The sequence below is a fragment of the Paenibacillus sp. EB106-04-04-XG159 genome (assembly GCF_058791835.1).
This window is the reverse complement of sequence record NZ_JBYTDY010000003.1, coordinates 163,246-188,377: the sequence shown is the minus strand read 5'-3', so window position 1 is coordinate 188,377 and position 25,132 is coordinate 163,246. Positions and strand designations below refer to the sequence as shown.

At 47.8% G+C, this 25,132-nt stretch carries 19 protein-coding genes; 13 read left to right on the top strand and 6 right to left on the bottom strand.

The window, feature by feature from the left end; translation table 11 throughout:
* A complete protein-coding gene (locus AC3WTP_RS05115; RefSeq protein ID WP_492393508.1) occupies positions 1-441 on the bottom strand; it encodes a MarR family winged helix-turn-helix transcriptional regulator in 441 nt (146 codons plus the stop codon).
* A 217-nt stretch (positions 442-658) separates the two neighbouring features.
* Between AC3WTP_RS05115 and trmL the strand changes: the two genes are divergently transcribed.
* The 3 genes from trmL (at position 659) to map (ending at position 2,635) form a co-directional block, all read left to right on the top strand.
* Positions 659-1,123 (top strand): tRNA (uridine(34)/cytosine(34)/5-carboxymethylaminomethyluridine(34)-2'-O)-methyltransferase TrmL, encoded by a 465-nt coding sequence (gene trmL / locus AC3WTP_RS05110; RefSeq protein ID WP_492393507.1) that lies wholly within the window; start codon positions 659-661, stop codon positions 1,121-1,123.
* Positions 1,124-1,404: 281 nt separating this feature from the next.
* On the top strand, positions 1,405-1,653 hold the full coding sequence (locus AC3WTP_RS05105; RefSeq protein WP_492393506.1) for an AbrB/MazE/SpoVT family DNA-binding domain-containing protein: 249 nt from the start codon (positions 1,405-1,407) through the stop codon (positions 1,651-1,653).
* A gap of 235 nt (positions 1,654-1,888) precedes the next feature.
* Positions 1,889-2,635 (top strand): type I methionyl aminopeptidase, encoded by a 747-nt coding sequence (map, locus tag AC3WTP_RS05100; RefSeq protein WP_492393505.1) that lies wholly within the window; start codon positions 1,889-1,891, stop codon positions 2,633-2,635.
* Positions 2,636-2,936: 301 nt separating this feature from the next.
* Here map and AC3WTP_RS05095 read toward each other — a convergent pair whose 3' ends face one another.
* Both AC3WTP_RS05095 and AC3WTP_RS05090 read right to left on the bottom strand, forming a co-directional pair.
* Entirely contained in the window at positions 2,937-3,995 is a 1,059-nt protein-coding gene (locus AC3WTP_RS05095) for a phosphodiester glycosidase family protein (RefSeq protein WP_492393504.1), read from the bottom strand.
* A 12-nt stretch (positions 3,996-4,007) separates the two neighbouring features.
* Complete coding sequence (locus AC3WTP_RS05090; protein ID WP_492393503.1) at positions 4,008-4,418, bottom strand: hypothetical protein; 411 nt, start codon at positions 4,416-4,418, stop codon at positions 4,008-4,010.
* Positions 4,419-4,761: 343 nt separating this feature from the next.
* Between AC3WTP_RS05090 and AC3WTP_RS05085 the strand changes: the two genes are divergently transcribed.
* The gene (locus AC3WTP_RS05085; RefSeq protein WP_492393502.1) at positions 4,762-5,535 is read left to right on the top strand and encodes an alpha/beta hydrolase; all 774 of its coding nucleotides are present in this window, start codon (positions 4,762-4,764) and stop codon (positions 5,533-5,535) included.
* A 60-nt stretch (positions 5,536-5,595) separates the two neighbouring features.
* Here the strand turns inward: AC3WTP_RS05085 and glpK are convergent, their stop codons facing one another.
* Positions 5,596-7,083, bottom strand: coding sequence for a glycerol kinase GlpK (glpK, locus tag AC3WTP_RS05080; RefSeq protein WP_492393501.1), 1,488 nt, complete (start codon positions 7,081-7,083; stop codon positions 5,596-5,598).
* 242 nt (positions 7,084-7,325) lie between these two features.
* Between glpK and AC3WTP_RS05075 the strand changes: the two genes are divergently transcribed.
* Positions 7,326-8,534 (top strand): aminotransferase-like domain-containing protein, encoded by a 1,209-nt coding sequence (locus AC3WTP_RS05075; RefSeq protein ID WP_492393500.1) that lies wholly within the window; start codon positions 7,326-7,328, stop codon positions 8,532-8,534.
* A 659-nt stretch (positions 8,535-9,193) separates the two neighbouring features.
* Here AC3WTP_RS05075 and AC3WTP_RS05070 read toward each other — a convergent pair.
* Positions 9,194-10,003: a DUF2161 domain-containing phosphodiesterase gene (locus tag AC3WTP_RS05070; RefSeq protein WP_492393499.1), complete on the bottom strand. Its 810-nt coding sequence runs from the start codon at positions 10,001-10,003 to the stop codon at positions 9,194-9,196.
* A 304-nt stretch (positions 10,004-10,307) separates the two neighbouring features.
* Between AC3WTP_RS05070 and AC3WTP_RS05065 the strand changes: the two genes are divergently transcribed.
* Positions 10,308-12,203 carry a PrkA family serine protein kinase gene (locus tag AC3WTP_RS05065; protein WP_492393498.1) on the top strand — a complete coding sequence of 632 codons (1,896 nt, stop codon included), beginning with the start codon at positions 10,308-10,310 and terminating at the stop codon, positions 12,201-12,203.
* A 104-nt stretch (positions 12,204-12,307) separates the two neighbouring features.
* Here the strand turns inward: AC3WTP_RS05065 and AC3WTP_RS05060 are convergent, their stop codons facing one another.
* Complete coding sequence (locus AC3WTP_RS05060) at positions 12,308-13,513, bottom strand: anthrax toxin lethal factor-related metalloendopeptidase (RefSeq protein WP_492393497.1); 1,206 nt, start codon at positions 13,511-13,513, stop codon at positions 12,308-12,310.
* Between the two features lie 285 nt (positions 13,514-13,798).
* Between AC3WTP_RS05060 and AC3WTP_RS05055 the strand changes: the two genes are divergently transcribed.
* The 7 genes from AC3WTP_RS05055 to AC3WTP_RS05025 all read left to right on the top strand — a co-directional run bounded on the left by AC3WTP_RS05055 (position 13,799) and on the right by AC3WTP_RS05025 (position 25,108).
* On the top strand, positions 13,799-15,070 hold the full coding sequence (locus AC3WTP_RS05055) for a stalk domain-containing protein (protein ID WP_492393496.1): 1,272 nt from the start codon (positions 13,799-13,801) through the stop codon (positions 15,068-15,070).
* 402 nt (positions 15,071-15,472) lie between these two features.
* A complete protein-coding gene (locus AC3WTP_RS05050; RefSeq protein ID WP_492393495.1) occupies positions 15,473-17,884 on the top strand; it encodes a beta-galactosidase in 2,412 nt (803 codons plus the stop codon).
* 343 nt (positions 17,885-18,227) lie between these two features.
* A complete protein-coding gene (gene bglX, locus AC3WTP_RS05045) occupies positions 18,228-20,363 on the top strand; it encodes a beta-glucosidase BglX (RefSeq protein ID WP_492393494.1) in 2,136 nt (711 codons plus the stop codon).
* A 26-nt stretch (positions 20,364-20,389) separates the two neighbouring features.
* Entirely contained in the window at positions 20,390-21,625 is a 1,236-nt protein-coding gene (locus AC3WTP_RS05040) for a glucoamylase family protein (protein ID WP_492393493.1), read from the top strand.
* A 141-nt stretch (positions 21,626-21,766) separates the two neighbouring features.
* Positions 21,767-22,522: a sugar phosphate isomerase/epimerase family protein gene (locus AC3WTP_RS05035; RefSeq protein WP_492393492.1), complete on the top strand. Its 756-nt coding sequence runs from the start codon at positions 21,767-21,769 to the stop codon at positions 22,520-22,522.
* A gap of 29 nt (positions 22,523-22,551) precedes the next feature.
* Positions 22,552-23,676: a Gfo/Idh/MocA family protein gene (locus tag AC3WTP_RS05030; protein ID WP_492393491.1), complete on the top strand. Its 1,125-nt coding sequence runs from the start codon at positions 22,552-22,554 to the stop codon at positions 23,674-23,676.
* Between the two features lie 46 nt (positions 23,677-23,722).
* On the top strand, positions 23,723-25,108 hold the full coding sequence (locus tag AC3WTP_RS05025) for an ABC transporter substrate-binding protein (RefSeq protein ID WP_492393490.1): 1,386 nt from the start codon (positions 23,723-23,725) through the stop codon (positions 25,106-25,108).
* Positions 25,109-25,132 lie beyond the last annotated feature (24 nt).

Sequence of the window (25,132 nt, the reverse complement as noted above, 5' to 3'; positions counted from 1 at the left end):
TCATACACTCCCTTTACTAATAATGTGAGCCAGTTTCTCGTAATTGGAAATGAAGCTCTCGATCTCCTCTTGTTCAAAATGAACCAACCATTTAGAGATCATGGCGACGAATTGTGCTTCAACCTGTTGAAATGCTTCCAGGCCAGCCTCTGTTAAGGAGAGGTCAATCTGTCTGCGATCATGCGAATTAGGAGTACGCAAGACGAGACCGCGATCGACCAAGCGATTGATGATGGCAGTAATGGAGCTCTTGCCAACCAAGTACACGGCTGCTAATTCAGTTGAGGTGCAGCTCTTGCGTTCATGCAGAATGTTTAACACTTGAAACTGTTCGCTGGTAATGTCTTTCGGGTGCAGCTGTTCGATTATCAAGGAGATGCTTTTGGTAACGTTGAAATGGGCTGCTATGTAACGATCGATATGCGATTTGTAATTGCTCATAGGGTTCACTCCTGCATCTCATGGTTCATTTAGAATATATTACCATATTAGTTTTATACTCGAATAGTTCTATAATAAAATAATTTAATTTTGACAAAATTATGAAATTCATAAAATTGTTTTTATTTCGTGATGTGCAGCTTTATCCAAGTTGAGTAAACTGACAAGCGTTGCCATATGATGTATAATAAAAAGGATGAATGTGAGGTGAACACAGATGGCTCTACATATTGTGCTGGTTGAACCGGAGATTCCGGCGAATACGGGCAACATCGCGCGTACATGCGCGGCAACGGGCATTCATCTGCACTTGGTAAGACCGCTCGGGTTTAATACGGATGATCGCACGTTAAAGCGTGCAGGACTCGACTATTGGTATGCCGTACAGATTGAATATCATGACTCGTTTTTGGAAGTACAAGAAAAGTACGCGGGAGCGCGTTTTTTTTATGCGACAACGAAAGCAGATAAACGCTACAGTGACTTTCAGTTCCAGGATGGCGACTTCTTCGTCTTCGGCAAGGAAACGAAGGGATTGCCTGAGGAATTGCTTGCCATGAATCGCGAGACCTGCATACGCATGCCGATGACGGATAAGGTTCGCTCGCTTAACCTGTCCAATTCAGCAGCGATCATTGTATATGAAGCGCTGAGGCAGCTGGATTTTCCTGGTATGGAATGATTCCAGCTTGGGTATGAATGACTAGCTAAATAACGAATCAGATAGGATATGACAACTAGAACCCCAACATGATTTCTTATCTGATTCGTTTATTTTTTTTGAATTGCAGTTACACAGCATGTGATTGTGGAGCATTAAGTACACTTTTTTCGATATAAATGACATGAAATGAGTTTTTATTACTATTTTCAGCAGGGATTCTTGCCCATTTAGCGAATTAGTAGGGGCAGAGTTCTCAAAGGAAATCATAATAGAAGAACTATACGAGAGAGGTGTAACTGATGAAACCTGCCGGTGTTGTCCGAAAAGTCGATCAATTGGGACGCATTGTTTTACCAAAATCTTTGCGCAAGCGCTACCAAATGAACGAAGGGGATCCTGTCGAAATACTGGTACAGGGTGATCACATCATATTGGAACGTTATCGTCCAAAATGTGTGTTCTGCGGTTCGATGGAAGAGGTCTCCGAGTTTAAAGAGCGTTACATATGTACGCAATGTATGATGGATATGGCACATTTGCCGCGTTAAGTTGTGAATCATGCGGATTGGGTAGGTAAAAAGGTAGGGGCAGTCCCATTAGCTTTTGCTAATGACTGGGAATGCCTCTTCTTTATGTTTTTTTCATACATGAAGAGCTTGATTGTTGGTAGAATAGAGAATAGTGCTTCTCATATTCAATAGCGCTATTTTTTGCATAAACTATTCGTTAAGAAAGGTCTCTGACATCATGACTTCGGTTATGATGGGAGAAGGAGGAATGAAGATGATCTATTATAAGAGTAAAGAAGAAATTGAGCATATGCGGAGATCCGGTAAGCTGTTGGCTCAGATCCATCAGGAGCTTCAGCATATGATCAAGCCAGGTGTCACAACAGCCGAAATTGACCAGTTTTGTGAACAATATATGCGAGATAGAGGAGCAACGCCGGAGCAAAAAGGATATCACGGTTACCCTTATGCAACCTGTGCATCCGTTAACGATGTAATCTGCCACGGCTTTCCGAAAGATGAGCCTCTGAAAGAAGGCGATATCGTAACGATCGATATGGTCGTCAATCTTGACGGAGGACTGTCTGACTCCGCTTGGAGCTATCGAGTTGGCCAAGTTTCGGAGCAGGCGGATAAGCTGCTCACGGTAACTGAGAAATGTCTGTTTCTCGGTATCGAGCAGGCTGTTATCGGGAACCGAATTGGAGATGTCGGCTTCGCGATTCAGAAGTATGCGGAGTCACAAGGTTTCTCCGTTGTTCGTCAATTTATCGGACACGGAATTGGACGCACGATGCACGAAGATCCGCAGGTACCGCATGTCGGACCTGCTGGAAAAGGCCCGCGCATCAAAGAAGGCATGGTCTTCACGATTGAGCCATTGTTGAATACAGGCAGCTATCATGCGAAGATCGATAAAGATGGATGGACTGCTCGAACAGTGGATGGAGGGTTATCTGCACAGTATGAGCACACGATCGCGATTACAGCGGAAGGCCCGATCATCTTGACGCAGCTATAAGCGACAGAGCAAGCATCTATACTGAGATATGAAAGAAGCCTCCCTGAACAGGGAGGCTTCACTTGTGTCGAGCGCTTATAGACCGCTTGTCTTGTCTTCGTTATAGCCGGCAGTGAAGATGGCAAGCAGAAACATTACGAGAATCAGCATAATAATGACGAATGTCATTGACATGAAGTGCACACCCCCAATGGATTGATAACATTATACCCAATTCATTCCAAAAAATAAATGTAAAACGTGTGAATTATGTAATGTTTATCCATTAATGTTGGTTTAGCACTGTATTGATGCAATGACATTATTCAAAGAACAAAAAGTGTGTTGGTAATTTACGCATTTGACCGTCAGACGGATGGTTAACTACCTTGCCTTTGAAGACGAGCGTAGAAGAACCCCCGCCATCAAGATTATAAGCATCTGTTACTCCGAGATTGAGCATCTTCTGCTGCATTTCCTCTAGTGTTGCCCCGGAACCGCCCTTCTCATCATAACCATCGACAACCATAATGAGCAATTGATCATCTTTGTAATTCCCGATTGTCGTGCGCGGCGCGCGTGAATTGCTCCACTTGGCTGGTATTGGCAGCATAACACTGTCATTAATCAGATGCGGCACAAAGGTAGCGCCAAAGATCGGATTAAGATCGTCGAGATCGGCTTGATCGTAGAACTTTCCGCCAATCAGCTTACCGACTGAGTTCAAACCGACAAAGGACAAGTCCTTAAAGCTGGGCTCAAAGCCGTTCAAATACTTGCCGTTCATCATCGTCGTGCTAAGAGGATATATGGTCCCGTCATTCTCAGCATATCCGCCAGCATTCACTCCTGCTACTGCGCCGTAACGGTTAGCAGCCGCAAGTGTCGTTTCTGCCCCGCCGAATTTATCCTTCCCAAGCGTCATTTTCATCGCTTTAGGGTCCTTAAGATTGACCTTCATCGCATACCCTGAATATGTCGGCTGATACAGCTTGTACAGCTCGGCTGTAATCTTGTCGCTGTTCACACGATCGACAGGGGTTCCGAGCTTGGCCGTTATTCGTTTATTGTAGATAGCTTCCGGGCGTTTCGCTAGAGCTGATGCAGTATTGACGATCTGATTCATCGTGTTCGTCGTCTCTTTGTACAATGTGGAGACACGTTTGACGGAGTCTATCGTATAGGAGGCTATGTCAGCGGCTTTATCCAGTTCTTGTGATATGGCGGCTTGCTTCTCGAAAATGGTATCATCAGCGGGAAGCTTCACACTGACGGGCTCCATCGCGACCGTTAAAGAAGAGATGAACATCCAGATGATCATTCCTATGAACGGCGCCGTAATCATCATAAAGGTACGGTTGATCACTTTAACTTTCATCATGCATTCCCTCGCTTACTTCAGTAGATCCATCTCCTTCTTGAGAGCGTCCAGCTGCTTCATCACTGCATTCAACTGCGTGTACAGCTTATTGCTGTTGTCAGTTTTATCGGATGCGTTATCCTTGGTAAATGTCAGCAGCTCGTTAAAGGAATCTACCTTGCTCTGAAGCTGAGTAAGCTTAGCATCAATATCCTTCAATTGCTTCTCGTAAGAAGCTTGAACTTCCTGAATCTGTGCGGCAGTTTGTGCTTCAAGCTGTTGAAGCATCGACTGCTTCATGTGTTGACTGTAGTAATAGGCCGTTGTGACACCAATTGCGATCATAACGACCCAGAAGAGCAAGAATACTCCTGGGCGAACCTCTTTGTTCTTCTTGTTGCCCCTGCGCGTAGCTGTTTGCTCGGCTTCTACGGCAGAATTCATCGCAATCACCTCTGACAAGAGTTGGCTAATACTGACTCTTTTACTTCAAAATTGTCCTACTATTCTATCATGTTTGCCCTATATTGACAAAAGAAGACGGGATATTTCCATCTTCAGATCGAGATGACAGTTTAATAGCATGCTGTTTTAGACGAGTGTAAGCAGCTGGAAGTTACTAATTTCAAAGAGGTAAGTAATGGAAAATGATGAAAGATGAATGTTATTGCTGGAGAATAATAGATTGTTCATTGACATTTTGTTGAGAGTACCGTACAACCAAAGATAGCAGACCATGTTATACATATTTTTGGCTATTATTCTTTCTAGCGGAGGGGTACATACTATGGCTTTAATGGAGTGTCATTTTTATTCAGAAGCGTTAGGGTTTAATACAACGATGACCGTAATATTGCCGCAGGAGACGACCAGTCAGATTGGACTGGAAGGTGCGGCAGCACGCAAGGGGAAGTATCCGACCTTGTATCTGCTTCATGGCTTGTCAGACGATCATTCCATCTGGCTGCGTCGAACGGGAATCGAGCGTTACGTTTCATCCATGGGGATCGCGGTTGTGATGCCGCAAGTCCATCGCAGCTTCTACACGGATATGAAGTACGGATATCGTTACTGGACGTTCTTATCGGAAGAGCTGCCTGCGCTGTCTCGTCAATTCTTCCCGCTGTCTGAGCGGAGAGAAGATACATTTGTCGCAGGCTTGTCTATGGGAGGATACGGCGCATTCAAGTGGGCGCTTCGCCGACCTGATTCAATCGCGGCTGCCGCGAGCTTGTCAGGCGCGCTGAATGTAGCTAGCCGCGAGGATGCTGCCTTGTTCTCGAACGACTTCAAGCTTATATATGGTGAAGAAAGTCCGAAGGGCACGGAGGAAGATTTGCTGCATCTGCTCCAAACCTGTGACAAGGCTGAGGGGCCGAAGCCTAAGCTGTATCAATGCTGCGGTACAGAGGATTTTCTGTATGCAGAGAATCAGGAGTTTCTCGAGGCTGTGCGTGACACGAGTATCGAGCATGAATACCATGAGGGTCCAGGTGACCATACCTGGGAATATTGGGACGAGCACATTCAACATGTATTGAAGTGGCTCCCATTAAAATAAGTAAAGAGGCTGTGAGATGCTAGCGGGTATGACGCTTAGTCTCACAGCCTCTTTGTTGTATTAGTAGGCGATTGAAGCGCGAACCGCACGCTTCCAACCCGCATATAGCTGTTCGCGTTCGTTCGCGGCCATCTGTGGTGAATAGGATCTGCTCGCCTGCCAGCATGCCTCGAGCTCAGATACATCCTGCCAGATGCCGACTCCGAGACCAGCGAGATACGCCGCGCCCAGCACAGTAGTATCCTGATTCAATGCGCACTGCACGGGAACGCTCAGGATATCACTCTGGAATTGCATCAGGAAATCATTCGCGGTTGCACCTCCGTCAACACGGAGTGTGGATAGCGAGGTGCCGGCATCCTGCTCCATTGCCTGCAGAACATCCTTTGATTGATAGGCGATGGCTTCTAGTGTCGCGCGAATGAGGTGTGATTCATTCGTGCCGTGCGTCAGACCGAAGATCGCGCCGCGCGTATCGCTCTCCCAATAAGGGGCTCCGAGTCCGACAAAGGCAGGTACGACGTAGACGCCCTCGGACGAAGCGACAGATGCTGCCGCGGTGGAGGAATCACCAGCGGTCTGAATCAGCTTAAGTCCGTCACGCAGCCATTGTACGGCAGAGCCTGCAACGAAGATGCTTCCCTCGAGCACATAGTTAATTTCTCCTTGAAGCTCCCACGCGACGGATGTAAGCAGGCCGTGATCAGATACGACGGCCTCGGTTCCCGTGTTCATTAGCAGGAAGCAGCCGGTTCCGTATGTATTCTTAGCCATTCCAGGCTTGAAGCATGCTTGCCCGAACAAGGCGGCTTGCTGGTCGCCCGCGACGCCGCTGATCGGTGTCCCATCCGGAAGAAGTGCATGACCAGATATGGAACCGATCAATTCCGCATTGCCGCATATATTAGGCAGCATCACCCGCGGTACGTTTAGCAGCTCGAGCAGCTCATCGTCCCAATCGTGCGTGTGAATATTGTACATGAGCGTTCGTGAAGCATTCGATCGATCAGTAACGTGTGTATTACCGCCGGTAAGGTTCCAGATCAGCCAAGTGTCAACAGTTCCGAATAGCAATTCACCTCGAAGGGCTTTCTCTCGAGCTCCCTCATGCTGATTAAGCAGCCAGTCTACTTTCGTCCCGGAAAAATACGGATCAATAACAAGCCCCGTGCGTTCACGAAACAGTTGTTCTAAGCCAGCTTCCTTTAGTGCTTGGCAGATAGGTTGTGTCTGCCGCGATTGCCATACGATTGCATGTCCAATTGGCTTGCCTGTCGATTTATCCCAGACGATGGTAGTCTCTCGTTGATTCGTAATGCCAATAGCTGCAATAGATGACGGCGGTACGTTAGCTTCCTCCAAGCAGCGAGCGATGACGATATTAACGGATGAGAGCAATTCTTCGGCATCATGCTCCACCCAGCCGGGATGACTATAGATCTGATTGATTTCTTGATGTGCAATGTGGATAATGCGACCTTGAGTGTCTACAAGCGCTGCTCTTGTGCTCGTAGTTCCTTGATCGATAGATAATATATAACTGCTCATATGAAGTTCCTCCTCATAGACTAACTATTAAGAGCAGGGGGTTCAAGGTGTCATCATCATTGATAAATAATGCGGGAATAACCCTGCGCATAGAATTGATCTTATGGTTAATATGATAACGGATGCGCTTACATGTGACAACTATTTGAATAAGACTCCAAAATTAAAGATTGTGTTCACAATTGTATTAGGAATTGCTGAAAGGTATCGATTATCGAATTTATGGCATGGAGGGGTGTTGGATGTATGCATTTTCGAGTCGTATGAAAGGGCTGGAAAGCTCAGCGGTGCGTGATATATTATCAATGACTCAGGGTCAGGATATAATCTCATTTGCTGGGGGACTGCCTGCGGAAGAGCATTTTCCGATAGAGGCCATTAAGCAAGCTGCAGAACGCGTATTTCTTCAAGGACCACAGGTGCTCCAATACGGTATAACGGAAGGTTCCTTTGCACTTCGTCACATGATCGCAAACGGGATGACAGTTCATCGCAGCATTCGATCTGCAATAGATGAGATTATCGTTACATCAGGCTCCCAGCAGACCATTGATTTGTTAGCGAAGACGATGATTGATCCTGGTGACGTCGTGTTGGTAGAGAATCCTACATATTTGGCCTGCTTGCAAGTATTGAGGCTGTATGGAGCTAAAATTATTAGCGTGAAGAGTGATGAAGATGGCATGATTCCATCTGATGTAGAAGCCAAGCTGAGGGCTCATAAGCCTAAGTTTGTATATGTGGTACCGACCTTCAGCAACCCGACTGGACGAGTGTGGTCACTTGAGCGGAGAATGGCTTTACTGGAGCTGTGCCGTCAGTATGAAACCTTAATATTTGAAGATGATCCTTACAGTGATCTTCGCTATAGTGGTGATGCTGTTCCCTCAATTGCCGCGCTTGAAGGAACTGTGAAGGATCGAATTGTTGTATATTCGAGCACATATAGCAAAATTATTGCGCCAGGTCTGCGAACGGGGTGGGCTGCAGCAGATAAGCGAGTGATTCGGATGATGGCGCGCGGCAAGCAGTCCGCTGATCTGCATTCCAGTGTCTTGGACCAGCACATTTTGACAGAACTGATGAAGTTGAACTCCTTCTCAATCGATGAGCATATTCTTAAGATCACACAAGCATACAAAGAACGGATGGAGACGATGGCGAGTCATCTTCAGCATGATCAAGTATGGAAGGATGCCGAATGGAAGCTGCCGCAGGGCGGTATGTTCATCTGGGTTAAGCTGCCTGACGGCTTGGAATCACAAGCCTTGCTTAAGTGCGCGCTTGGCAAGGGGGTTGCCTTTGTGTCAGGAGAAGCGTTCTACGTGAGTAATGAGAAAGAAAATACGATTCGTCTTAACTTCTCATTTGCAGAGCCTGCGATCATCCATCGCGGCATGGAGCGATTGAGCGAGGCCATGGGCGAGTTCCTGGGACGCTATTCAGTGTAAGCTGATAGCGTTTTTTACATGTTGTAGGTGCTTGTCCATTCTCCCGAAGCCTCAGGAAAGGTACCGGCTGAGCGAGTGGGACAGTATGTATATGGTGCCGATTGGGGAAATGTCCGCGATTTAGGTGGGGTTATTCTATAAAGGAGATCTAGTCTCAGCCAAGAGAGTTCCTCTCAAGAAGCATTTGGCCATTCTCCCAAAGACTCAGGAAGGGCGCTGACTGAGCGAGTGGGACAGTATGTAATGGTGAAAGTCAGGAAAATGTCTGCGATATAGGTGTGTTTTTTAATAATGAGATTCTAGTCTTAACCTAGAGAGTACCTCTCAAGAAGCGTTTGGCCATTCTCCCAAAGACTCAGGAAAGGCACTGCTTGAGCGAGTGGGATAGCATGTATATGGTGCCAGTTGGGAAAATGTCTACGATATAGGCACGATTAATCAAAAATGAGATGAACCAACGGTAGTAAGTGTAGAACACTAGGATCGGAGCTGTCTGAGCGAATGGGATAATGGTCAAATGGAGTCGGAAGAGGATGTATCTGCGTTCGAGGTGACGAGTGAGAAGGCGTGAGATAATAGGAAACAAGTGCTAAGCGGCGGGGAAAAGGAATCAGTCCTCCGACTGCTTGAGGAACTCAAGGGATAGGAGGACTGATTCACTACATCCGCGGCTCGTGGGCGAGCGAGTCATCGCGCTGCAGCGCGATGTTCAGCGGGGCGGCCGCGAAGGCTGCGCTAACGACGTCGGCGTAGGTGCGGAGCGCGACCTCGCCGGCTGGTGTGAGCGCGTACAAGCCGCGCTCCACACGCGTGAACCAGCCGTACACGTCGCGCTGCAGAATGGCCGCGGCGTCGCCAACGCCGCAAGCGTCGCGTATCTTGGCGGGGCGGTTCGGCCCGCCCTGCAGCTCCGCCGCGACGCGCAGCGCCTTCTCGCGATAGGCCGTGACGAGCGGCTGCTTTGTGCTGCCGCCGACGTTGTAGTCGCCGCTGCGCGCGTCGAATTCGCGCACGAGCCGCGAGGTGCGCGCACGCATCCGCTTAGGCTTCGCTGCAGCTGCGCTGTACAGCTCGCTAGCGTCGCCGTGCGGCGTGCAGTGCACCTCTACGAACGCAGGCTTGCGCGCGTAGAACGTCACGGTCATCAAGCCTATGCCTAATCTTCGGCATAGGACGGCTATCGCGTTCAGCCGCTTGCGGCCGGCGCCTTGTCCGCGTTTCAGCTCAGCGGCAATGTATACCGACGCTGAGCTCTTCTGACGCTCGAGCGCTTGCAGCACGAGCGTCAGATTAATAGAAGCCTTTAATTCGATGATCACTGGACATTCAGGATCATCTGGATGAAGGGCGACGATGTCGCAATGGCGGACTTCCGCCTTGACATGGTATCCGCGCGCTTCCCAGTAGCCCTTGATCGGGAGATATAGATCGGTTTCCTTGCGTCGCTCCTTCATCTTGATTTCACTCATATGCCAGTTACCTCCATGTTCAATCGACCCAGTACTTCTGCCATTATATCACGACAGGTATTGAAGAATCTGTCCAACTCCCTCATGGTATGGAGCCTAGTGCGCAAAATTTCGTGAAACTAATCCACTCCCTCCGCATAGGTATGTAGTACACTTTGATATCGAGTTTTAGCTGAGTAAACAGCTGTTTTGCATCAAGCTGCTTGTCGAGAATCATAGCGTTCGTGCAACCAGAACGAGCAGATAGAAGATGACGGTGATGGAGGATTAAGTTGCAAATCGGGAGCATGGGAGGTTTTCGGGGATGGATATATTCAAACGGATTGCTGAGCACCGCGCCGAAAGCGAAAAGTTAGCCTGGACCGGGACGTTCAAAGAATATATTGATATTCTTCGTCAAGATCCTCGACCAGCGATGACCGCACACGCACGCGTGCATGAAATGATCGCATCGTACGGAGCAGAAGCGGGTGATGGCCATACTCGATACAAATTTTTTGAACAAGAAATATTCGGGTTGGACCGCGCTATCGAGAAGCTGGTTGAAGAATACTTTCACTCTGCAGCTAAGCGGTTGGATGTTCGCAAGCGTATCCTGTTGTTAATGGGGCCTGTCAGCGGTGGTAAATCGACAATTGTCACGCTTCTAAAGCGAGGGATGGAGCAGTTTTCACGTACTGCGGAAGGGGCTGTGTACGCCATAAAAGGCTGTCCAATGCACGAGGAGCCTCTTCATCTGATTCCGTCGGAGCTGCGTGAGGAAGTTGAGCAATTATTGGGTATTCGCATTGAGGGCAACCTGTGCCCTTCCTGCCAGATGAGGCTCAATACCGAATATGATGGAGATATTGAACGAGTGTTGGTTGAACGGGTGCTCATTTCAGAGAAAAGTCGGATCGGCATCGGAACGTTCAGTCCTTCTGACCCTAAATCACAGGACATTGCGGATCTCACGGGAAGTATTGATTTCTCCACGATAACCGAATTCGGCTCTGAATCCGATCCGCGAGCCTACCGCTTTGATGGTGAATTGAATAAGGCAAACCGAGGATTGATGGAATTCCAGGAGATGCTGAAGTGTGACGAAAAGTTTCTGTGGAACTTGTTGTCGCTAACGCAGGAGGGAAACTTCAAGGCTGGAAGATTCGCGTTAATCTCGGCGGATGAACTAATAATCGCTCACACGAATGAATCAGAGTACAAAGCATTTATTTCGAATAAGAAAAATGAAGCGCTTCAGTCGCGGATGATCGTCATGCCAATTCCTTATAACCTAAAAGTGACTCAAGAAGAGAAGATCTATCATAAGTTGATCCGTCAAAGCGATATGGGACATATCCATATTGCGCCGCACGCGCTGCGGGCCTCTGCAATATTCTCGATCTTGACTCGCTTGAAGGAAACGAAGAAGCAGGGCGTCGATCTGCTGAAGAAGATGCGGATGTACGATGGGGAAGAAGTGGAAGGCTTCAAGGAAAATGATCTGAAGGAAATGCAAAGCGAATTTACGGAAGAAGGTATGTCTGGCGTCGATCCGCGCTATGTCATCAACCGGATTTCGAGTGCACTTATTAAACAGAATCTTCAATGCATTAACGCGTTGGATGTATTGCGCGCACTGAAGGATGGCCTGGATCAGCATGCATCAATCAGCAAGGAAGAGCGGGAGAAATATCTGAACTTTATCTCGGTTGCTCGTAAAGAGTACGACAGCTTAGCGAAGAAGGAAGTGCAGAAGGCGTTCGTGTATTCGTATGAGGAATCCGCGAAGACGCTGTTCGAGAACTACCTCGACAACATCGAAGCTTTCTGCAATTGGAAGAAGATTCGCGACCCGCTCACGGATGAGGAGATGGATCCGGATGAGCGTCTGATGCGATCCATCGAGGAGCAGATCGGCGTTTCGGAGAATGCGAAGAAGGCATTCCGTGAGGAGATTCTGATCCGGTTGTCCTCTTACTCGCGCAAAGGTCGGAAGTTTGATCATACGAGCCACGATCGGTTGCGCGAAGCGATTGAGAAGAAGCTGTTTGCTGACTTGAAGGATATCGTGAAGATTACAACATCCACGAAGACTCCGGACGAGAACCAATTGAAACGAATCAATGAAGTGACGGCACGCTTAATCGATGAGCATGGGTATTGCTCGGTGTGCGCGAACGAACTGCTGCGATATGTAGGGAGCTTGCTGAATCGTTAAGTGTTATACACAAAGGGGCTGCCCCGAATCCATGATTATGGCTCAGGAGCGGCCCCTGAATCTATATGCGGAATTAGTGAGAGATCACATCATAATTGGATGATTTATCTGTCCAATAGACGACTCATAACAACCGATGCGTACGCTCTACTCACAGGTCCATTGGGGTCAAATTGATTACCAGACTTTCGATTCATGAGGCTGCTCTTGATAGAAGCCCCTATTAATCCACGCTCTCTTGTAATTAAGTCTGAGTCTGCGAACGTAACCATACTCTCATCGGGTTCTAGATCCAATGCCCTCGCTACCCATATCGCCATTTCTGCACGGGTCAATAGCTGCTTAGGCTTGAAGCTACCGGAATGCTCATCAGGAACAATGATATTCTCTTTCACAGCTGTCTCGATATAGGGTGTCGACCACGACTTATCGGATTGGTCATCGAAAGATTTGGATGTTGGGTTAACGACAGGCACAGCAATAGATTCAACTAATAGTTTGATGAATTGTTCACGGGTAATGTGGTCATTAGGCCGCATTGAACCACCTGGGAATCCTTTTAATATTCGTAATGACATGAGCCGCTCCATTTGTTTTTCAGCCCAATGTCCCTCCAATTCCATATGATCGATAGCGACTGCCTCATAATTCGTAAACAGGTCATCCAAGAAGGCGTATGTTTCGGGCATTCTGTTCTTGAGTAAAACCTTTGATGTTGGTTTAAGATAGTACATGCTTGCCGTTTCAGCGAAGTATTCCTCGGAATACAATTCCTCGTACTTACTGCCATTGAAGAAAGAAGCTTCTTTGTTAAAAATCCTCATAAACTCTTTCGACTTCGAAATGGAGTCAAAAACATAAGAGTCTATTGCATGAAGGGTTTCATGCAGCTCAAGATTTAATGAACCGTGCATATTTCCTCTGTCGCTGAATCCTATTCGTGCGATAACGGGGTTCCCTCCTACTCCTGGAAGGCTTTCATATGAATACGCTGCATTCCATCCTCTAGGCGATAGGCGTTTTAAGTGTTTATACTCGGGTTCATCTGTTAATTTTCCATTAATGAGCCTAATCTTGACGCTGCGGTATACTAACTTTTCAAGAATCTCTGGTTCTATTTTGAGCAGCCTGTCAACCATCTTATCGGCTTCCTTGTGATCGTAGTCTGTCGACGGGAGTTCGATCAAGTTCTTCATCAAGAAAGGTTTACCTACTGCTGCGTTTACAGTTCGAAGTGGAAGAAGCATTGCTGTGAACAATAGTGATGCGATAAGGATAAGCTGTAGTACTTCTCGATAGTTTCGATTCATGTAATACACTCTCCTTCAAGTAAATTAGGATGTATTTGACATCGATAGATCATCGGAACATTAAGTAATGCACCAACTTATTCGTGAAATTACTAAGATCGTTATAGATGTTCATAGCGGGAAATGGCTAAATGATTTCTAATTATAGGATATGAACCATAATATGGAAATAGCGAACATTATCCATTATGTATTGAAGGGGTAAAATCTACTAATATTTACTAACTAGATGTATAATGAGATAGTAGTTGTATCTATTAATCTAGCAATATTGGAGGGATAATATTGTTTAGACGCCGTTATGTCTACATATGTGTTGCCACGCTAATTATTACGTTATTCATCGGACTTCTACTTCCACAAGAGACCTCAGCAGCGCAGGCGACTCAATCACAGCGAACGGTCATTATGCTCGACGGTTATCCACTAGAGTTTGCAGCAGAGCCTATCATCATGAAAGGCTATACGATGGTCCCGTTCCGTGGAATTGCAGAAGCGATGAACATTTCTGTTCAATGGAATCAGGAGCTGCAAACGATCACTGCTACACACAAGGCAACGCATGGGAGCAAGAATGTAATCTTACAGCTGAATAAGAAGACGGCCATCGTTGATGGACAACAAGTTGAGCTTGCGATCGCTCCATTTTCCAAAGCAGGAACTAGCTATATTCCGTTGAGCTTCTTCAGCACCCAGTTCGGTGCGCAAGTGAATTGGGATCAAGCGACCAAGACGGTTTCGATTCAATCTCCGCCTCAGGAAATGTATAGTGCAGCGTTCTACGCCATCTCTTCTTTTAAGGAGCGGGATCTGATCTCGCAATTCGATATGGTCGCGTTTGGATGGGCACGGCTAACAGAAGAGGGCACGATTACGACGGAAGGCAGAGACTTCTACTGGCCGCAAGCAGCTGGCGATATTACACCAGAGGTGATCGTCAACGAAGCGGAGCAAGGTGGAGCGAGCCCCTATCTAATGGTGTTTGCAGGCGATGGCAAGGGTGAACTGACGAAGATGCTGGAGGATGAAGTGCTGCGCACAGCAGCAATTGAGAGCATGATTCAGTTGGCACGAGACAACCATTTTGCAGGGATTGTGCTTGACTTTGAAGGACTGGGATTGTCAGGAGATAAGACTAAAGCCAAGCAGGATTATAATGCATTTGTGAAGCTGTTGTCAGAACAGGCGAAGGCAGCTAACCTCAAGCTGACACTTGCGCTACATCCTTTGAACGGCGCTTATCAAGGGTATGATTACAAGACGCTGGCCAAGTTGGCAGATGATCTAATCCTCATGGCATATGCATATGAGGGCGAACAGGCTCCTGAGCCGCTCGCTAAAGTCAACGAAGCGATCAAGCTGGCTCTTAAGGAAGTGCCTAAAGATAAACTGCTGTTAGGAATATCGATGGGCAGCGAGAATGATCAATCCGTTCAAGCTAAGATAGGTCTTGCAAAGCGATATCAATTAAAAGGGACTGCTGTATGGAGACTGGGGCTAATTGGAGACGAGGCCATGAAGCAGATCGAGAATAGTATAATTCCACTCAAATCGTAGGTGTGAACGGGTTAAGTGAAATGGTGGCTGTTTCACATTGTTTATGAGTAATTATTGAATTGATAAAGGATAGAGTTCTTGGAGTGCATCCAAAGCTCTATCCTTTTGTGCGTTCTAATGCAATAGCTGTTGTTATCCCGTGAGAAAGGCGCAGGGCTCTATAGGCAAGCAGTTTCTATAGCGTGAATGGTAACTTCCATTCACTTGAGTGGAAACGATAGGAATAATTGGCGACAAATGACGGTATTGCATTCAACCACTTATTGATTTAAACTCAAAGCTAAAGTGAAACGTTTCAACCAAGATTTTCGTATTGTGACTGCTGCTCCATAACGAGGCTTAGCACTAACATGATTTTGTGGAAGCGTTTACTCGAATCCAAATGAGGGGAAGGCATGCGAAATGATAGATATTCGGAACAAGCAAATCATCATGAACGGAGAGCCCCAGCTTATCATGTGCGGGGAAATCCACTATTTTCGCCTCGATCGCAAAGATTGGCAGGACCGTATCGATAAGCTGAAAGCGGCCGGTTGCAATGCTGTAGCGTCATATATCCCTTGGATCTGTCACGAGCCACTCGAAGGTCAGGTCGATTTAACAGGAGCCACTCGCCCGGAGCTGGATCTGGGCTCATTCATCGATATGTGCAGAGACAATGATCTTTATTTCGTCGCACGCCCAGGCCCGTTCATCATGGCGGAAATGAAAAATGAAGGCTTGCCATACTGGGTCTACGAGAAGCATCCGGCCATCATTCCGGTCGGTTGGGACGGCAAACCGGCGCCAACGAGAACGATTGATTATATGGCCCCCGGCTTTCTGCAGGAGACGCGAAACTGGTATGCCGCAGTTATGGCTGTCATTGCGCCAAGATTGTATACGAAGGACGGCAACATTATTGCAGTTCAGCTCGACAATGAGATCGGAATGCTCGCTTGGTGCAGCAATAGTCCGGATTTGACGGATCACTTAATTGCGGATTTCGCTGGCTGGCTGAATAAACAATATGATGCGGAGACATTGAAAGAGCGGTACCCATTCGATCTAAACGATGCGCATGCACGTAAGACTGCGATACGTTCGCCGGAGGAAGGGTATGCGGCTGAGCTGCTACGCGATCTGGGGTACTTTATGCGGAACCGCTTTGCTCGATACGTCGCGGAATTGCGGGCTTATGCAGAGGAATTCGGCGTTACTGACATTCCGTTTCTCGTGAACATTCACGGTACGGGAGGCGGACGCGGTTTTGGATTCCCGATCGGCATCAGCCAATTATACGAATCCTACACTCAAGCGCCAGGTTACATATCCGGTTCCGACATATACTTAGGCAATTTAACGATGAATAACTTTCAGGATCTATACTTGATTAACAGCTTTATGGATGCTGTCCACCTTCCGGATCAGCCTCTATCATCACTCGAATTTGAATGCGGAGACGGCAACTACGGCAGCACTTACGGCGGCCGATACGATACGTCCGCTGCAGATTTTAAGACGAGGATGTGTATTGCGCAGGGCAATCGGATGTTGAATTATTATCTGTTCTCCGGCGGTATTAACTATCGTTTGCTTCCGATGTCCTATGACGGCAATGACAGAATAGCCTTTACCGGGGAGCGGCATGGCTTTGCAGCCCCAGTCAGTCCGGAAGGTGAACTCAATTATACCTATCCGCGGATGGCCCGCGTCATTCAAACGATGATGGCGGTTTCCAACAAAATCGCTGCGATGGATGAAGAGCGCGATGATGTCGCATTCGCCTTTATCCCGGACTACTTTATGACGGAATACCGCTATCCAGGCAGCGCGAAAATGAATGAAATCATTCAAAATATCGAACGCAATCGCAGTTACGGCGGTTGGGAGATTATGGCCCGCGCTATGCTTCTAGGCGGATACCGCTTTGGCTCAGTAGATATTCAGAACAAGCCGCTGGATCCGCGCACAACGCCAGTGCTGGCCATCGCATCGGCCCGTTATTTGCACGTCCATGTTCAACAGAAGCTTGCTGATTACATAAGAGATGGCGGCGGTGTATTGCTTTACGGCGAGGTTCCGCTATTTGATATGGAAGGCATGCCGTGTACGATTCTGGCTGACGCGCTCGGAGCAGTACCAGCAGGAACAGTTAATTCCGGCCCTGAATTTCATCTGTCTTTGTGCGCGGATGGATGGGCTGCCCCTCGTCCTGAGATTCGAGCGAACTTCGCCCAGTTGTTTAAAGCTGATGATGCGGAATCGATATTAAGTGTCTACGGTAGTGGAGAAGTATGCAGCTTTGAGGCTAAGGTCGGAAAGGGAAGAGCGATCGTCGTGGCAACGAGCTATGATTGCGACATTCCGCTGTTCAAAGAAGCATTGGAACGACTTGGAGCCAAGGCGGCGTTAAGCCATGACTTTGCGCAGCACGGGATCTTTATGACGTCAACTGCGAACCAACAGGGTGAACGTTTTCTCCATATGATCAATCTAGATAGCTTTGATAAGGAACTAATGGTTCAAGAACATGGCTGCGCTTTATTTGACGGCAGAAAATTACTATTGCAGAGCAATGACGGCGTAATGCTGCCGATGAATGTGACGTTCGGTGATGTGAAGATCGTATACTCCACCGCAGAAATCACGAGCGTAACAGCAGATGCTATCGGATTCCGACTTACACAAGCGCGGGATGTGATATCTATCGAGACTAAACGCAGCCTTGTCCCAAGTGATGATTATTCCGTCGAGCGAAATGGAGACTCGCTGCTGATCACTTCATGCAAGCATGCTAAGGTAGATGAACATTTTACAATTCAATTTTGTTGAAATTTCACCAAACTTCCGATAGTTTCACTTTAATTTACTTCAACAAAGACATTTTAAGTCTGTATCTTAGCCTTAAATATTGCCAGAATTGCGAAGGTTTTCAGCTGATATCGTAAAAATATTGAGCTACTACCAGATGAAAACCTTTTCATTTTGATCGAAGTGTGATACGATGTCGAAAGTGAAACGTTTCTATATAAACCGTAAATTCTATTGAAATATAAAGTGATTTATTGTAATTTTTGACATCGAAATACTAGAAATTATCTATTATCAGTCGCAATCCCAGCAGCAATTAGAACTGTGAGAAGAATCGCAGCTTAATGTGAGAGGTGTATGCGCAATGACTGTGAAAGGTCAACTGAATCGATTTCAGATCAATCCGGAAACCGAACGTAAGATTGATTCACTTCTAACTCGAATGACTCTGGATGAGAAGATCGGGCAGATGAATCAACGCGGATCGTTGAAAGATACCGACATCCAGTTGATTCGCGAAGGTAAGATTGGATCTTTCCTCAATCTCAGAGGAGCAGACAAGGTGAATGAGCTGCAGCGGATCGCGATAGAAGAATCACGGCTTGGAATTCCTCTTATAATCGGTGATGATGTCATCCACGGTTACCGAACGACATTCCCGATTCCGCTTGCGGAAGCATGCAGCTGGAACCTACCCCTAATGGAGGAAACAGCTGCAATTGCGGCGCTGGAAGCTTCGACGGAAGGCATTCATTGGATATTTGCGCCGATGGTCGATATTTGCCGGGATCCCCGCTGGGGAAGAATTGCCGAAGGTGCTGGCGAAGATACATATCTCGGATCACAGATCGCTCGGGCGAGAGTCGCTGGTATTCAGCGGAATGGGTGGACGGACCGGCCTTGGATTACGGCTTGCCCGAAGCACTTTGCCGCATACGGCATAGCCGAGGCGGGAAGAGATTACAATACCGTCGACGCATCCGAAGTGCGCTTGAGAGAGACATACTTCCCTCCATTCCAGCACGCGTTGGAAGCGGGAGCCGGAACGATCATGTCGGCATTCAACGACTTGAACGGTGTTCCGTGTACGGGTAATCGTTGGCTGCTGCGTGATATCTTGCAAAAGGAGTGGGCTTTTCCTGGATTCGTCGTCAGTGATTGGGAATCGATCGACGAACTCGTGCAGCACGGGTACACTCCGACAAGAGAGGATGCGGCATTGAAAGCAGCTGTTGCAGGGGTGCATATGGATATGCACGCCAGAGTTTACAGCGAAAATGTAAGCGCTCTAATTGAGCGGGGAGCATTGTCCGAAGAGATGATCGACGATGCGGTCCGCAGGATCTTGCGCATGAAATTTGCGCTGGGACTATTCGATCGGCCATACACCGATCCGCAGTTGATTGATTCCATTATGATGAATCCTTCTCATGTGGAAACGGCTAGGGAAATGGCGCGTCAATCGATTGTACTGCTCAAAAATGAAGATCGTTTGCTTCCATTGTCCAAATCAGTGCGGAAGCTTGCTGTCATCGGACCGCTAGCCGACCGTAGAGACGCTTTGCTCGGCTGTTGGGCGGGTCAAGGCAGAAGCGAAGACGCCGTATCCGTGCTTCAAGGCATTCAAGAAGCGTTGCCTGAAGAGGCGGATGTCCTTTATGCCAAAGGATGCGACATATGGGAAGGGTCGGATGCGGAGCTTGCCGAAGCCGAGCAAACGGCCAAACAAGCGGACATCGCTGTAGTCGTTCTTGGAGAAACAGCGGACATGAGCGGTGAGAACAACAGTCGAGTGTCGCTTGACTTGACGGATCCTCAGCAGAAGCTGCTGGAAGCTGTCTATGCTACAGGGGTTCCGGTAGTCGTCGTCTTAGTCAACGGCAGACCGCTGTCGATACCGTGGCTGAAGGACCATGTTCCGGCGATTGTGGAAGCATGGCATCCGGGAATTCAGGGAGGCGCTGCCGTAGCAAATGTGCTGTTCGGAGATGCTAACCCGAGCGGCAAGCTGGTCGTTACGATTCCACGTACGGTCGGCCAAGTGCCGATCTCGTACAACGTGAAGAAAACAGGCAGACTGCAGATGAGAAGATATGCGGACTGCGACTATACGCCATTGTATCCTTTCGGGTACGGCTTAAGCTACACAGAGTACGAGTACAGCCGACTTTCACTAAGCATAGGGCGGATAAGCATTAGTGAAAGCGCTACCGTTAGCGCGCGAATTACGAATAAAGGCAGCCGTGACGGAGAGGAGATCGTGCAGTTATACATTTGCGATGAGTTCGCCAGCTTGACCCGACCGGTTAAAGAACTGAAGGGCTTCAAGAAAATCGGTTTGAAAGCAGGGGAGAGTAAGACAGTTTCTTTCACCCTTGATGAAGAGAGCCTAGGTTTTATTTCACCGGAAGGGAAGCGAATCGTAGAACCTGGATACTTCACCCTATGGATCGGGCCTAATTCGGAAGAAGGACTGGAAGGAAGATTAGAAGTTTATTAGTTGATTAAACGGAGGTATGCCGAACAATGTCTATTTCAAATGAAAGATTATTGTCAGATCCTATTAAACAACTATTAGAGAAAGAGAGCAGGTCATGCTTCGATTTCTTCTGGAACGAAGTGAATGCGGTTTCAGACAGTCCAGGCTATGGATTGATCCGGGACCGTGCGCCCGGGCGACCGGATATGGCGAGCATCGCTTCGATTGGCTTCGGATTGACGGCCTATACGATCGGCGTCGAACGAGGCTGGGTTGATAGAGATGCTGCGTATACGCGTGCATTAGGAACGTTGAACACGATGCTGGAACATGCGGATCAGCGTCATGGATTCTACTTTCACTTTTTAGATATGAACACGGCACGACAATACAGAGATTGCGAAGTGTCGGTTATCGATACGGCGATTCTCATATGCGGAGCTATAGCTGCCGGCGAATATTTCGGCGGCGAGGTGAGAACGAAGGCGCAGCAGCTCTATGAGCAGGTGGAGTGGGATTGGTATTGCAATCCGGAAACGAATCAGTTCTACATGGGCTACAGCGACGAGAAGGGCAAGCATTTTGGAAAATGGGATCATTACGCGGAGCAGTTCATGATGTACTTTCTTGGAGCGGCATCGCCGACACATCCGATCGATCCGGAAATGTTCTATCAGTTTGAACGTTGGTTCGGTACGTACGGCGATATCGGCCCGATTATACATAGCAGTCAGGGGGCGTTATTCGTTTATCAATTCTCCCATGCGTGGTTTGATCTAAGGGATAAAGTCGATCGCGACGGAATCGATTGGTTCCACAATTCTGTTCTCGCATCGCTCGCAAGCCGACAATTCTGCATCGACCGTTCCGCACAGTACAAGACGTTCGGAGCAAATTCATGGGGGTTAACGGCTTGCGATGGACCGACAGGGTACAGCGGCGGTTACGGGGCTGATCCCAATACGAATGAAAATGATTTTGTCGACAGCACCATCCCCCCTTGCGGAGCTGCTGGTTCCATCGTATTCACGCCGGATGAATCGATCGAAGCGTTGATGCATTACGCGACCATCCCTTCTTTATGGGGGACCTACGGATTTCAAGACGCCTATAATCTCGATGTGTCGCCGGCGTGGGTAGCAAGTGATGTGATCGGGATCGATAAAGGGATTACGCTCTTAATGATTGAGAATTACCGGACGGAGTTGGTGTGGAGAACGTTCATGAATAATCCGTTTGTACAGAGCGGAATGGCCTTAACCGGGTTCACGCAGAAGCTGTAGTAAGGGTCATAGGAGAGGTGGTGACGCCGGGAATCCTTTAACTGTAAGTAACCGCATGCAATCGTAAGAAACCGTAGGAAACAGGTGGTCTTAGTCAAATCTATTTTTTCAATAGGGATGGATTAATAGGAGGAGTAGACAATGGAATATTCAATTGCATCTTTTTCTTTTCACGGATTAGCAGGGCGGGGCATGATGGACGTGTTTGGTTATTTAGAAACAGTAAAGTACCGGTATCACTTGAACACAGCCGACATATGGAACGGTATGTTAACGAGCTATGATGAAGAGTATTTATTGAAGATTAAAGAAGCCATGGATGAGAAGCAGATGATGCTCGCGAACCTATGTGTTGATGGCGCTCATGTATGGGAAGAGACTCCGGAGAAGCGGGAGGAAAACTATCAGAATGCGCTGAAAAACCTGCGTGCTGCGGAAATATTAGGCGCGAAAACGGTCCGTATCGATATGGGCGGCCATGGGCTGGACATGACAGATGAGCAATTGGAATACATCGTGATGCGATATAAGGAATATTGCGAAATTGCCCAAAGATGCGGCATCAAGGTTGGACCGGAAAACCATTGGGGAATCTCACGTGTACCGGAAAACATTAAGAAATTGGTGGAAGCTGTAGATCATCCGTCATTCGGAATACTGCTCCACTTCGATAACTGGGACGTCGACAAAGAGAATGGCGATCGTTTGACTGCTCAGTATGCCTTCCATACGCATCTGGCCGCTTGGGTGATCCCGGCATGCGAAGAGAAATTGCAGATTCTGAAAGACGCGAACTACAAAGGCGTCCTGGGGATTGAGCATCATTCAGAAAAGAATGAATACAGCCAAGTCGCGTGGCAGCTGGCAACCGCTCGCAATACGTGGCTTAACATGTAGCGGCGTGAAATTCGAAGAGGAGTGGTCTCATGAATAAGATTCGGATAGGCATTATCGGCGTAGGCATTATCGGAAAAGTTCATTTAGAGAACTACAAGAACATCGAAGGCGTCGAGATCGTGGCAGCGGCCGATATTGATGAACTGGAACTGCAACGAGTAGCGGAAAAGTTCGGTATTCCTCATACATATACGGATTTCCGCGAGATGCTGAAGCGCGACGACATCGATGCGATCGATGTTGCGCTGCATAACAATCTCCATGCCCCAGCTACGATCGCCGCTTTGGAAGCGGGTAAGCATGTGTATTGCGAAAAGCCGATCGCGGGTTCTTACAAGGACGGCTTGGCAATGATTGAGGCTGCCAAGGCATGCGGCAAAATGCTGCATATCCATCTTGCTTTCCTATTCGGACCGGAAACGCATGCGGCGAAGCTCTTGTTGGATCAAGGGAAGCTTGGCCAAGTGTACCATGTTCGTTCTTCTGGATTCAGACGCCGGGGAAGACCATACGTCGACGGCTATGCTACGAAATATTTTAACCAGAAGGAAGTCGCCGCCGGCGGGGCCTTGTTCGATATGGGCGTCTACCGCATTTCTCGATTGCTCTATTTGCTTGGGATGCCGAAAGTAAGCACCATCACCGGAAAAATATATCAAGAGCTGGATATGGATGAAAAGCGCAGACAGATCAGCGGCTTTGACGTTGAAGAGTTCGGGACAGGCTTTGTCCGATTCGAGGGCGGCTTGACGATGGATATTGTCGAGGCTTGGGCGGTTCATATGAACGAATTCGAAGGCGACAGTATGCTGGGCTCATCAGGGGGCATTCGATTCCCTGCGTATGTGAAAGGACAGCATGTGCCATTCAGTTATCATACGAATGTGTGCGGGATGGATATGGACGGCCACTTCGATCTGGGAGCAGCCAATTACCGCTGGCACCAGCTGCAGGATAATACGGATGCTTACGATTCGTCACAGCAGCATTGGATCGCTGCCCTTCAAGGAAGAGTCGACCTGCTGCCAACTTCAGAGATCGCTCTGCAGACGATGCTGATTAGCGAAGGCGTGTACTTATCGGATCGTTTGAATCGCGAAGTGACGGCAGAAGAAGTAATCGCAATGTCCACTGTGTGTTCATTAGATATTTAGCTGCTAGCAAGTGATTTTCATTATATAGAAGAGGTGAAGGAGAATTATGAAAAAGGTTTATTCACTTTCAATGGCTCTCATATTATGTTTTAGCTTGTTCTTATCGGGATGCGGAAGCAGCAATAACAGCACTGATTCCAGCCAATCGAAGGATACTGGTACGGAGAGCGCTCAAACTGAAAATAAGTCGGAAGAGACCAAATCCGATGAAGTCGTAACGATCACTTACGCATCCTGGGCGGATCCGAAGGTCGAGGATCAACGAATTGCAGCGTTTGAAGCTGCGCATCCGAACATCAATGTCGAGCGCGACGAATCCATCACATGGCCTTGGAATGAAAAGCTGTCAGCCGCGGCCGCAGCCGGAAAAATGCCCGATGTATTTTGGGTGTTTGACATCGCTCCAGGCGTCGTTAACGGATGGTTGGAAGATTTGACGCCGTACCTGGAGAAGGATCCTGAATATAGTGCGGATCTCGTTTACGATAATATCATGCAGACGGCCAACTATTACGGGAAGCAGTACGCTATGCCGCACGGATTGTTTGCACAATTCATGCTGCTTAATGTAGATATGTTTGAGAAAGAGAATATCCCGATTCCTTCTAACGATTGGACGATCGAAGAATTCCAATCGATCGCGAAAAAGCTGACGAAATACAATGAACATCAATTCGGGTTGTCAGGTCATTGGGGGCTGCGCGATATGCTCATTTCCCAAATCGATCCTTCACTAGGCTGGAAAACTTGGGATGGGGAGAAATATAATTTCGACAACCCTGCCTATGCAGAAGCAATCAACCTTGTAAACGATTTGGTCTATAAAGACAAAGTTACAGCTGATGCTTACACTCCGGAAGAACGAGAGAAGTGGTACGGTAAAGACGTTTCGCCTTGGAATGTATCCAAGGTGGGTATGATCTTGGATGCCAACTGGGCTTTCCCAGGACACGCGAAAAACTTGGACTTCGAGTATATTGTGAAGCCGCTGCCTAAAGGTGAAGGACAAAGAGTACCGCTCGTAGTCGACTACATCGGGATGTCGAAGAACTCTAAGCATAAAGAAGCAGCGTTCGAGCTTGTCAAGTGGATGAGCTATTCCAAAGAAGGCTGGCAGAACCGTTTCGAAGTAGAAGAGTCGGTCAGCTCGATGCCGATCATTAAAGATCAAGAGCTGTGGGACGCTTATCTGAACCATGAGGACGTGCCGGAAGGCATGAAGGAAATTGTAGACATGATCCCAGGCGGATTTGTTGATGCTCACAAGTCGGTGCCGGGTTATCCGCAAGTAATGGATATGATCAATCCATACATGACGCAGTTCGAAGAAGGAACGGCCAAGCCGGAAGATTTAGCAGACGAGTTCCAGAAGAAGGCGATGGCGATCAACGATGATGCGTGGAAGCAAATCGAAGCGGCCGCTAACAAGTAGTTTCATATATTGTAAACAGGTATG